Source organism: Tannerella forsythia 92A2 (genome assembly GCF_000238215.1).
Lineage (GTDB): Bacteria > Bacteroidota > Bacteroidia > Bacteroidales > Tannerellaceae > Tannerella > Tannerella forsythia.
Map to the genome: position 1 here is coordinate 2,765,719 of NC_016610.1, position 12,698 is coordinate 2,778,416.

7 protein-coding genes and 1 tRNA gene are annotated in these 12,698 nt (G+C 48.6%); all 8 read left to right on the forward strand.

Translation table 11 applies throughout. The annotated features are described in order from the left end of the window. Positions 1-28: 28 nt before the first annotated feature. Complete coding sequence (locus BFO_RS11270; protein ID WP_014225863.1) at positions 29-1,198, forward strand: proline dehydrogenase family protein; 1,170 nt, start codon at positions 29-31, stop codon at positions 1,196-1,198. 1 nt (position 1,199) lies between these two features. Beyond that, on the forward strand, positions 1,200-1,784 hold the full coding sequence (locus BFO_RS11275; RefSeq protein ID WP_014225864.1) for a uracil-DNA glycosylase family protein: 585 nt from the start codon (positions 1,200-1,202) through the stop codon (positions 1,782-1,784). A 297-nt stretch (positions 1,785-2,081) separates the two neighbouring features. Continuing rightward, positions 2,082-2,168 (forward strand) — tRNA-Ser (locus BFO_RS11280). Between the two features lie 448 nt (positions 2,169-2,616). Continuing rightward, on the forward strand, positions 2,617-5,625 hold the full coding sequence (locus BFO_RS11285) for a SusC/RagA family TonB-linked outer membrane protein (RefSeq protein WP_014225867.1): 3,009 nt from the start codon (positions 2,617-2,619) through the stop codon (positions 5,623-5,625). Between the two features lie 23 nt (positions 5,626-5,648). After that, positions 5,649-7,208: a RagB/SusD family nutrient uptake outer membrane protein gene (locus BFO_RS11290; RefSeq protein WP_014225868.1), complete on the forward strand. Its 1,560-nt coding sequence runs from the start codon at positions 5,649-5,651 to the stop codon at positions 7,206-7,208. A 99-nt stretch (positions 7,209-7,307) separates the two neighbouring features. Then, positions 7,308-8,393, forward strand: a complete 1,086-nt coding sequence (locus tag BFO_RS11295; RefSeq protein ID WP_041590895.1) for an HU domain-containing protein — start codon at positions 7,308-7,310, stop codon at positions 8,391-8,393. Positions 8,394-8,463: 70 nt separating this feature from the next. Next, positions 8,464-10,371: a methylmalonyl-CoA mutase small subunit gene (gene mutA, locus BFO_RS11300; RefSeq protein WP_014225870.1), complete on the forward strand. Its 1,908-nt coding sequence runs from the start codon at positions 8,464-8,466 to the stop codon at positions 10,369-10,371. 17 nt (positions 10,372-10,388) lie between these two features. Further along, positions 10,389-12,536, forward strand: coding sequence for a methylmalonyl-CoA mutase (gene scpA / locus BFO_RS11305; RefSeq protein ID WP_014225871.1), 2,148 nt, complete (start codon positions 10,389-10,391; stop codon positions 12,534-12,536). The last annotated feature ends 162 nt before the right edge of the window (positions 12,537-12,698 follow it).

Consider the following 12,698-nt stretch of genomic DNA (forward strand, 5'->3'; position numbering starts at 1 on the left):
CGTTTTTTACCTGAAAATACACATCAATATGTTGGATTTTAATAACACAAAAATTGCTTTTGAAGCAAAGACAGACGCAGAATTGAGAAATGCGTACATATTATTTAATACCATTAAGCATCCTTCTCTCGTAAAACTTGCGAAGTGGGGGAGCGATCTTGCATTGAAAATACATTTTCCCTTAGGATGGATCGTAAAGCCTACATTATATAAACAGTTTGTAGGAGGGGAAACGTTGCAAGACTGCCAAAAAACAATCCGTCTGTTGAAGCGTTTCGGTGTCAAGTCGACGCTTGATTTTTCGGCAGAGGGAGAACAGAGCCCCGATGGCATCAAGGAGACCATGGAAGAAACCTTGCGCTCAATCGATAATGCAAAGGATAATCCGGATATCGCTTATGCTGTATTCAAACCATCAACGATAACGACCGATGCATTGTTATCGAAAGCATCCGAACATCCGGAGCAGTTGACTGATGCGGAAAGCAGCGATTATGAGATTTTTCAACAGCGTTTCATGACGTTGTGCCGAAGGGCCTACGAGAATGGAGTACGTATTCTGGTGGATGCTGAGGATTATTGTTTTCAGGATGCAATAGACAGCATGACGGACGAAGCCATGCGGCTCTTTAATAAAGAGCGTGCAATCGTATTTGCTACGCTTCAGATGTATCGTCATGACCGCCTCCCTTACCTGCATCGAATCCTTACCGATGCCAAGGAAAAAGGATACATTGCCGGAATAAAATTTGTACGTGGAGCTTATATGGAAAACGAGCGTGCTCGTGCCACGGCGATGGGATATCCTGATCCGATTTTCAAAACGAAGCAGGAAACAGACGACAATTTTGATGCAGGCGTAAAGTATGTTATGGATAATTTCGAACATTTTGAGCTTTTTATGGGAACACATAACGAAAAAAGTAACTATCGGCTGGCTGAGCTGATTGAGGAGAAAGGCTTAAAGCATGACGATCAACGAATCTTTTTCGCACAATTATTAGGCATGAGTGACAATATCTCATTTAATCTTGCTCACAAAGGCTATCGGGTTACTAAATATGTGCCTTATGCAAGCGTCAGAGACGTAATCCCTTACCTTATTCGCCGTGCCGAAGAGAACACTTCCGTTGTCGGTCAAACCACACGTGAATTGAATATGCTTCGTCTCGAAATGAAACGTCGTAACAAGAAGTAAGATGAAGCAATTGATAGAAGTTCATCCTTTACCTCCTTTTGCTCCGGAAGGTGCAAAGATGTTGATGCTTGGCAGTTTTCCTCCACCCAGAGCACGTTGGAAAATGGATTTTTTCTACCCGAATTTTCAGAATGATATGTGGCGGATTTTCGGGGTCGTCTTTTTTAAAGACAAATATTATTTCCTGACGGAAGATCAAAAATCTTTCCATGAAGCGAAAATTCGTAAATTTCTGACTGAAAAAGGCATTGCTCTCTGGGATACGGCAATGGAGGTAAATCGACAAAAAGGAAATGCGTCGGATAAATACCTCGAGGTACTTCGTCCGATTGATTTGGAACAAGTCTTATCCCAATTACCGGACTGCCGAACGATCGTGGCAACCGGTCAGAAAGCATTAGATATCTTATTGATGCTGACAGGAGCAAAAGAACCGAAAGTCGGTTCGTCGACCGGCACTGTCTTTTGTTCTCGCCAACTTCGAATATACCGAATGCCTTCGTCATCAAGAGCCTACCCCAAACCTTTGGAAGAAAAAGCGGTCGTATATAAGAAAATGTTTGAAGAAATTGGCATAGCAACATAAGCGCGTTATAATAGTGGGGTAAGATCCGTTTCCTGTCTTTGATATTGTAAACCGTATGAGCCATTCGACTTTGCAACGCCGAATAAAAAGGAAATGGTTCTTATAAATATTTAAGAGTTATACGGTTATTATAATTCCCAAATTCTGCTAAACAATTTAGTGATTATTCCGGATCAAACATTGATTGAAATTTTGGCGTGAGACGTTTTTAAGCCAACATAAAAATTTGCAGATTCAAAAAAAAGGTCTATCTTTGCAACGCTTTTTCAGAAAGTGCCGTTCAAAAGCATATCTGAAGGAAGGATGGGTGAGTGGCTGAAACCAACAGTTTGCTAAACTGTCGTGCGGGTAACCGTACCGGGGGTTCGAATCCCCCTCCTTCCGCCGAAAAATTTTTCAGTTAGTCTGAAAGATATCAGAGAAAAGAAAAACGTCTTAATCTTCTTTGATTAAGACGTTTTTCTTTTTGAGCAAACTTTTCTTTTGGAAGAAACGGAACGGTTCCGCAGAAGGCGCTTGACGCCAATCGTAACCTCAAGCAGAATCCCGGCTATTAATTGACGCCTGTATCGCTTACGCCTCCGGCATAAAGCACGGAGGTGTAACTTTGTATGTTAATTTTTTTGCAGATATGAAAAGAATGTATATCTTGCGCTCGTATTGGTTCTGAAAAATCTATACAGGGAAACAATGTCATGTATTGCGATGAGCTTCGTGTCGGGAAATATCATGAAAATTACGATAGCCAGTTACAACTCCTGTTTCCGGAAATACGCTCTGAAATTTTACCGTGTGAATGAATGATAAATTGAATTTTTAAGGAGTGACTTGTATGAAACAAGAAAAGAATGCAAAGATCGGGCGCTGGAAAGCAGGGCTGCTTGCGGCGTTGATGTGTGTAGGTGTGACTGTGGCTTATGCCCAACAAGTCAAGGGAACGGTATTGGACGAGAACGGAGAACCGATTATCGGTGCCAATGTAGTAGAGAAAGGAACGACAAACGGTATGGTGACGGACTTGGATGGACATTATACCTTGTCGGTTTCCAATGTGGAACATGCCGTTTTGCAGTTTTCTTACATCGGTTATAATACGAAGGAAGAAGCTGTAAAGGGGCGCAGTACGATTGACGTAACAATGCAACCGTCTGTTGTGAATCTGGGTGAAGTTGTGGCTATCGGATACGGCACGCAGACACGCCGCCAGATTACCGGTTCGGTGGCGAATGTGACGGAAGATAACTTTAACAAAGGGCTGACACGCGATGCGACCGACTTGTTGCAGGGTAAAGTGGCCGGGTTGATGATTAATTCGGGCTCGGGCGATGTGACAAGTACATCACGGATGCGGCTACGCGGTGTTACTACTTTGCAGGAGGACATGGGGCCGCTTGTCGTGATTGATGGGATACCCGGCGGCGATTTGAGCACGGTGGCACCCACCGATATTGAGTCAATTTCCGTGTTGAAAGATGCAACTTCGGCTGCGATTTACGGCTCACGTGCAGCAGGCGGCGTGATTCTTATCACAACGAAAAAGGGTGTTGGTAATCAAACGACTGTCAACTACGACGGATATATGTCGGTCGATGTGCTGGCGAATAAGCCGAATTTGCTCAATGCGGATCAATGGCGTGCCTATGCCGCTTATTCCAAGCAAGACCCATCGGTTTACGACCAGTACGGAGCTGATACGGACTGGTTCAGCGAACTGACACGTACAGGATTGTCACAAAATCATAGCTTGTCGCTGTCCGGTGGTACGTCGAAGGGCAACTACCGTATTTCGTATACGTATCAGGATCGAAACGGAGTGATGCGTGACAACAAGCAGGAGCGTCACAGTTTCCGCTTCCAAGTGCAGCAACGGGCTATCAACGATCGTCTGCGTGTAGGACTGACCGGATCGGGAACGATTACCGATCAGCAATTACCGGAGGCAGGGAACTACATTTTGGCGTATAGCATGTTGCCCGTTTATCCGGTCTATAATGCCGACGGCACTTATTTTACAAAGGTCAATGCAGAGTTTGATCAGGGAAACCCTGTACAGAATCAGGACTTGAACCGCAAAGATAACGAGATGCTTTATTTCTATGGTTCGGGTGATATTCAATTTGAACTGGCCAATGGGCTGAATACCAAATTGAACCTTTACAAAAGTCGTTTTTCCGATACGCGAAGCGAATTTAACAATTCGACGACCGAAGACGGACAAAGCGATCAGGGAAATGCGTATAAACGAAACCGTGTGTGGAACCGTAACCTGCTCGAATGGACAATTGACTACGAGCGGGCATTTGGAGCCGACGAAGAACATAAGATACAGGCCTTGGCCGGTTATTCGTGGGAAGAAAATGCGTATGCTTACTTTTTTGCCCAGAACCGAAATTTCCTCTCAAACGATTTGTCTTACAACTCACTGCAATCAGGAAACGGCCTTAAAACGGGCGATGTGGAATCCGGCAAGAGCGCCTATAAGCTCGTTTCTCTGTATGCCCGTGCTTTTTACGGCTATTACAATCGCTACATGATCACGGCCATGCTGCGTCGGGACGGATCGTCTAAGTTCGGTAAGAATAACAAATGGGGTATTTTTCCCTCTGTTTCTGCAGCTTGGGGCATCTCCGAAGAAGCGTTCATGAAGGATATCAATTGGGTGAACGATCTGAAGCTACGTGTAGGATACGGTGTCACCGGTAATCAGACGGGACTCGATCCGTACCGGACTCTCGAGTTATACGGCATGAAAGGCATCTATTACAACGATGGTTCATGGAAAACGGCTTATGCAATCAGCCAAAATGCCAATCCCGACCTGAAGTGGGAGTCGACTGCTACAATGAATCTTGGTCTCGATTTTTCGTTGTTTAACGGACGGTTCGGAGGAAGTGTCGAGTTGTACAAAAAGAAAACATCGGATATGTTGTATACGTATGCCGTTCCCACACCTCCGTTTGTTTATGACCGCATGATGGCCAATGTCGGCGATATGGAAAATACAGGTGTTGAGATGATGTTCAACATCGGTGTGATCCGAAACAAGGAGCTGGACTGGACAATGACACTCAACGGATCGTATAACAAAAATAAAATCACGCGCTTGTCAAACAACCATTATGAGACGGACAAGGTCTATGTAGGCAGTCCGTGGATTCGCGGAGGATCGGGAGTGACGTCTCATATCGTCGAAACGGGACGTCCGGTAGGACAGTTCTATATGTGGAAATGTAAAGGTATCAGCGATGAAGGAAAATATATCTTTGAAGACATCAATCATGACGGAAACATCGACGACGCGGATCGTACGTATTGCGGTACGGCATTGCCGGACGTGATTTTCGGATGGCAGAACACCGTGAACTATAAAAGCTGGGATTTTTCGGTTTTCTTCCGAGGCATGATCGGTAACGAAGTCTTTAATGGCCCCCGCGCCGCTTATGGTAATAATACGTATCTGCTCGGAACCAACGCATTGAACGATGAGTTGATCTATAAATTGAAAGGACAGAACTCGCAGATATGTTCGTACTATGTGGAAGACGCATCGTTTATTCGTCTCGATAACATCGCACTCGGTTTCACGTTCAATACGAAAAAAATCGATTGGCTCAGCAAAGCACGTATTTATGTGGCTGCCCAGAATCTCTTTGTTATCACCGGATACAAGGGACTTGATCCGGAGGTACAGTTAGGAGGACGTAACGAGACCGACCGTGCCAACAGCTCGAGAACAAGCACCGGTATCATGGCCGGTAGCGGACTTTATCCCGGTATCGAGTATCGCGATTTCTATCCCAAATCGAAGACTTTTACAGTGGGACTTAATGTAACATTTTAATAATCCGTATAAAGAATGATAATATGAAGATCAAATCAATCATATCCATGCTGGCCGGCGTTGCCATGCTGTTCTCCCTCTCCTCGTGTTTCGATCTGGAGGAGACGGTCTATGACAAAATCCCTTCCGATACTTTCGGGAAGAACAAGGCCGAAGTCGAAGCCATTATCGGGCCGGTCTATAATACATTGAAAAAATATTTCCCCTCAAATTGGCTCTATCTGAGCGAATGTACGGGAGATATGGCTATTAATCCGACCCGTAAGGGCGGCGACTGGTTCGACGGCGGAAGATATCGTGATCTGCACATGCATACATGGACTCCTCAGACGGGAACATTGCGCGGATGCTGGGATGCAGCGACGCAATCCATCTCCTCCTGTAACTTGATTTATGCAACTATCGAATCTTCTCAAAGCATATCGGACGGGGATAAAAAGGCGGCTTTGGCTGAAATACGCGGTGTGCGTGCTTTCTGGCTCTATTGTCTGATGGACGCTTTCGGCAATGTGCCGCTGGCTGTCGACTTTAAGGATACCAGCCTGCCGGAAACGAAGACTCGTCAGGAGGTGTTCGATTATATTGTGCGTGAGCTGGACGAGATCAAAGACCTTCTTCGCTCCGATGTGTCGAGCGCAAGTTACGGCAAATTCACGAAAGGTGCCGCATATACCTTGCTGGCCAAAATGTATTTGAATGCCGAAGCGTGGGGCGTACGTACGAAAAAGGCGAATAACTGGCAAGAGGTCGTAAATGCCTGCGATGCAGTCATGGGGTTGGCCTATGTGCTTGAGCCGAGCTGGAAGACGAACTTCCAGATCAAGAATGAGACCTCACGCGAAGCCATCTTGTCGGCCTGCTATAGCGCTAATGATACGGAAGACAAAAACACGTTGCACCTTCGTACTTTGCATTATAAAGACAACCTCGCTTTGGGAGGCACGTGGAGTGCATGGAACGGAATTTGTGCAGCGACGGACTATGCCAAACTCTTTGATGAAGATGATCAGCGACTGAAAGGCTCATTCCTGATGGGCGAGATGAAAGACCCGGCTACCGGTCAAGTATTGATGACTGCACACGATCGTCCGCTGGTACACTACATCGACGTGGTTCAGATCGAAGGCTCGCAATACGAAGGTTCCGTATGGGGACAAGTCAATCAGGAAGACGGTTATCGCTGTTATAAATGGTCGTATGATAAGGCTACTCTGGGGGCGATGGAGAACGATTTCATTATTTTCCGTCTGGCCGATGTCTATCTGATGAAGGCTGAGGCGCTGGTTCGCATGGGCGGTGATAACGATGCCGCCACGAAACTGGTCAATGCCATTCGTGAGCGAGGATTCGGCAATGCATCGCACAACTATACGTCCGTCACTCTCGAACAGGTTGCATTGGAACGTAAACTGGAATTGGCCTGGGAGTGTTTCTCCCGTCAGGACTGTATTCGCTTCGGTACTTTCCAGAACGCTCGTTATCTCAAACCTGATACAAAAGGCAAGGAGCACCTGAAAATCTTCCCGGTTCCGCAGACGGCGCTTGACGCCAATCGTAACCTCAAGCAGAATCCCGGCTATTAATGACGCTTGTATCTCTTACGCCTCCGTGCTTGATGCCGGGGGCGTAACTTTTTTTCTTTTTTCTGTGGCCTATTCCGGAAAATGATATACCTTTGCGTGATGCTACGGATTATTACACATATAGAACGTGTATTGATGGTCAGCGACTGCGTGATTGTTCCGGACTTCGGAGGTTTTGTGCTCCGGCGACGTCCGGCTCTCTTTACGGCCGAAAAAAATGCCTTCTCTCCGGCGCATAACGAAATAGTGTTTAACCCTGCTCTCAATCATGACGACGGCCTTCTGACCGAGTCGTATATGCAAATGTATGGGATGAACTTCTGTGAAGCACAGCAAACCCTCAGACAAGACCTGGACGAATGGAAGAGAATACTTGATGATCACGGAACGGTTTCATCCGGTCGACTCGGATCGTTCCGCCGGAACGAAGATGGGACACTTATCTTCGAGCCGAAGACCGCTTATTATACCATTGACGTATATGGGTTGACATCGTTTTATATGACGCCTGTCGGAGCGGAGCGGAATCACAGGCAACCGGGTGATTTTCCTGTTCTTCCGCAAGATCGCCGGAGCAAACAGGCGGTTCGTACGGAAGCGGTGCGTAAAGCCTCTCTGCCGTTACGTATGATGGGGCGCATCGCCGGTATAGCCGCGGCGGCTGTCGTGCTGTTCTTTCTGATTACTACTCCCGTCAAGGAGGTAAACCGGAACTCCTACACGGCCGGATTTGCACCTCCGGAAATACTGACTTCTACATTTTCAGCTGGTGAAGGAGAAGAAGAAAAAGAAAAAGCATCTCCGGTACAAGATATAACAGAGGCGAACAAGCCGATTGCCGCCATGTCGTCTCATCCGGAGGCGTCTATTGAGGCAACTGCCGGAGCAGTGCAGAAAACAACCCAAGCATCGACCGAGATAGCCATAGAAATAGAAGATGTGGTCAAGCGATCGTATTATGTGATTATCGCGAGTTTCGATTCCCGCAGTCGCGCCCGGAAGTTCGTTTCGGAAGTCGATCCGGCGGAATGTCGTCAGATCGGGATGGTCCGGAGCGGTCAGCGGATACGTGTTTATGCCGCAAAGTATGACAACCGGGCAGAAGCCGAAGCATACGTAACTCAGTTGCGGAAAACGGAAAAGTTCAAAACATCGTGGCTCTATATCGGCTACCGGGAAAGTTGATACATCCATATATTATTGTGACTATTGAGGAACACACAGTCTGTTTAACAAATAAATAAAGAAAAGTTTTATGGCAGAAGCAAAAGAGAAGCTTTTTCCCGAATTTCCTCCCGTATCCACACAGGAATGGATGGACAAGATCACTGCCGATCTCAAAGGAGTGCCGTTCGAGAAGAAGCTGGTTTGGAAAACCGGCGAGGGATTTAATGTGAATCCTTTTTATCGTGCCGAAGACATTGAGGGAATGGCGACTGTTACGTCGCTGCCCGGTGAGTTTCCGTATGTTCGCGGAACAAACGTTTCTAACGCATGGCTTGTTCGTCAGGACATTGAAGTGACCGACTGCGCGTCGGCCAACGAGAAAGCCAGACGTCTCGTGGCCGAGTGCGGAGTGACCTCTCTCGGATTCCGGATAAAGGGCGAACGCGTCAGCGCGGATAATATCCGGACATTGCTTGAAGGTATTTGTCCCGTAGAAACGGAACTGAATTTTATGACCTGCAATCGCAGGGCGGTAGAATTACTCGGCATTCTTACCGGGTATTACAAAGAAAAAGGAGTTGACTTGAACAAGGTGCAAGGCTCTGTGGCCTACGATGCCTTCAAGGTGCCGCTTGTCAAAGGCATTGCACTTGAGAGCGACTGGGTAGAAGATGTGGTTGACGTGCTCAAGGCCGGCGAAGCATTGCCGCATTACCGCGTATTGGCCGTGCAGGCCTGCAACTTGAGCGACGCCGGTTCGTATATCACGCAGGAGCTGGGCTATGCCATGGCTTGGGGAAACGAACTGCTCGCTAAACTGGCGGAAGCAGGGATACCGGTAGACAAAGCAGCTAACAGGATCAAATTTAACTTCGGTATCTCGTCCAACTATTTCATGGAAATCGCGAAGTTCCGTGCGGCGCGCTGGCTATGGGCCGAAATCGTGAAGGCTTATGATGACCCGGCATGTACCTGCCGGCCGGACAGCAGCGATAAGACGGCTGACGACAGCGCCTTCTGCCGCTGCGCCTGCAAGATAAAAATACATGCACATACATCGGCATGGAACATGACCGTGTTCGATGCCTATGTGAATATGCTCCGTACGCAGACCGAAGCGATGTCTGCCGCCATTGCGGGGGTCGACTCGATTACCGTATCGCCTTACGACGATGTGTTCAAAACACCGGACGAGTTCTCAGAACGCATCGCACGCAATCAGCAGTTGCTCTTGAAAGAAGAATGCCACTTCGACCGCGTGGTCGATCCGGGAGGCGGATCGTATTACATCGAAGTATTGACGCGATCCGTAGCCGAGGCGGCCTGGAAGTTGTTCCTCGAAGTCGAAGACAAAGGCGGTTTCGCCGTCGTGGCGAATGCCGGCGAGGTGCAGCAAGCCGTCAACGAGTCGAACTCGGCGCGTAAGAAACAGATTGCCACACGACGGATCAGCCTGCTCGGAACGAACATCTTCCCGAACTTCACCGAGATTGCCGGCAACAAGATCGAAGCCGATAGCGAATGTGGCTGTCATTGCCATAAAGATTCGGAAATCGCAAAACTCGATTTCTCGCGCGGAGCCTCAGAGTTTGAAGCCTTGCGTCTGGAAACGGAGAAGAGCGGTAAACGCCCCAAGGTGTTTATGCTTACCATCGGTAATCTGGCCATGCGTCTGGCACGTTCGCAATTCTCTTCAAACTTCTTCGCTTGTGCGGGCTACGAGATTTTCGACAACCTCGGCTTTGAAACCGTAGAGGCCGGAGTGAAAGCGGCCCGTGAGAAGAAGGCCGATATCATCGTACTCTGTTCGAGCGATGACGAATATGCGACCTTCGCTCCCGAAGCGTTCAAGCTGACCGGAGGCAAAGAACTGTTTGTGGTAGCCGGCGCTCCCGCTTGTATGGACGACTTGAAAGCGGCCGGCATCGAACATTTCATTCATGTGAGATCGAATGTGCTGGAGACGTTGCAGATGTTTAACCGAAGCCTTCTTTAAAAGAAAAAACAAAGACGATGAGACCGAATTTTAAAAATATCGATATTCAGAAAGCCGGTTTTGCTGCCACGAACGCAGCGGAATGGGCGAAGTCCAACGGCATTGAAGCCAATTGGAAGACACCTGAGCAGATTCAGGTAAAGACAGTCTATACGAAAGAAGACCTCGACGGGATGGAGCATCTGCATTATGCCTCGGGGTTGCCGCCTTATCTGCGCGGGCCTTACAGCGGTATGTACGCCATGCGCCCGTGGACGATCCGGCAATACGCGGGATTCTCGACGGCCGAAGAGTCGAATGCCTTTTATCGCCGCAACCTCGCTTCAGGCCAGAAGGGATTGTCCGTAGCGTTCGACTTGCCGACGCACCGCGGATACAATGCCGACAACAACCGCGTGGTGGGCGACGTAGGAAAAGCCGGCGTGTCTATCTGCTCGCTCGAAGACATGAAAGTCCTGTTCGACGGGATTCCGTTAAACAAGATGTCCGTTTCGATGACGATGAACGGAGCCGTGCTACCGGTGCTCGCGTTTTATATCAATGCGGGTCTGGAGCAGGGAGCCAAGCTCGAAGAGATGCAGGGAACGATTCAGAACGATATTCTGAAGGAATTTATGGTGCGTAACACGTATATTTATCCGCCCGAATTTTCGATGCGCATCATTGCCGACATTTTCGAGTACACTTCGCAGAATATGCCGAAGTTCAACTCGATTTCGATTTCAGGTTACCACATGCAGGAAGCCGGCGCAACGGCCGACATTGAGATGGCTTATACGCTTGCCGACGGAATGGAATATCTGCGTGCAGGCATCAATGCCGGGATCGATGTGGATGCTTTTGCTCCGCGACTGTCGTTCTTTTGGGCTATCGGCATGAACCATTTTATGGAGATCGCCAAGATGCGTGCCGCGCGCATGCTGTGGGCCAAGATTGTCAAGAGCTTCGGTGCAAAGAACCCCAAGTCGCTCGCGTTGCGTACACACAGTCAGACGTCGGGATGGTCGTTGACCGAGCAGGACCCGTTCAACAACGTCGGTCGCACGTGTATCGAAGCCATGGCCGCTTCGCTCGGACATACGCAATCATTGCACACGAACGCGCTCGACGAGGCTATTGCTTTGCCGACCGACTTCTCGGCACGTATCGCGCGTAACACGCAGATCTATATTCAGGAAGAAACGCAGGTATGCAAGGAGATCGATCCGTGGGCCGGTTCGTATTACGTCGAAGCATTGACGAACGAATTGATCCACAAAGGATGGGCATTGATTCGGGAAATCGACGGCATGGGCGGAATGGCTAAGGCCATTGAGACCGGCCTGCCGAAGATGCGTATTGAAGAAGCCGCCGCGCGCACGCAGGCACGTATCGACTCCGGCGTTCAGACCATTGTGGGAGTGAATAAATATCGCTTGGCCAAAGAGGCGCCGATCGATATCTTGGAGATCGACAATACAGCTGTACGTGAAGAGCAGGTAGCCCGTTTGCAGGATTTGCGCGGAAAACGCGACGAAGTAGCGGTACAGAAAGCGCTGGCCGATATCACGGAGTGCGTGAAGACAAAGCAGGGTAACCTGCTCGATCTGGCCGTCAAAGCGGCCGGTTTACGCGCTTCGTTGGGCGAGATTTCCGACGCTTGCGAAGCCGTTGTAGGGCGTTATAAAGCAATTATCAGAACGATATCGGGCGTGTATTCATCAGAGACAAAAGAAGACGGCGACTTCCGCAAGGCGTGCGAGTTGGCCGAGGCATTTGCCAAGAAACAGGGGCGTCAGCCGCGTATCATGATTGCCAAGATGGGGCAGGACGGACACGATCGGGGCGCCAAAGTCGTTGCAACAGGTTATGCCGATTGCGGATTCGACGTAGATATGGGACCGTTGTTCCAGACACCCGAAGAGGCTGCCCGCGACGCGGTAGAGAACGACGTGCACGTGCTGGGCGTATCGTCGCTTGCTGCCGGACATAAGACGCTTGTGCCGCAGGTAATCGAAGAGTTGAAGAAACTTGGCCGTCCGGATATTCTGGTTATTGCCGGAGGCGTTATCCCCGCACAGGATTACGACTTCCTCTACAAAGCCGGTGTAGCTGCAATTTACGGTCCGGGAACATCGGTGGCCAAAGCCGCATGTCAGATATTGGAAATACTTCTTTCCGAGTAAAAAAAAGGATTTTTTTTTCATATTATTTAAAATTAGTATTGTTGGAGGTTGTCTCTCGTGAGAGAGGCGGCCTCTTTTTTTCTGCCTGAGTACTACGATCAATGAGGAGGGGTCTTCTGCGTAGCAACCGTTCGTGTATCAGCTATCAAAGAGTCCTCGTTG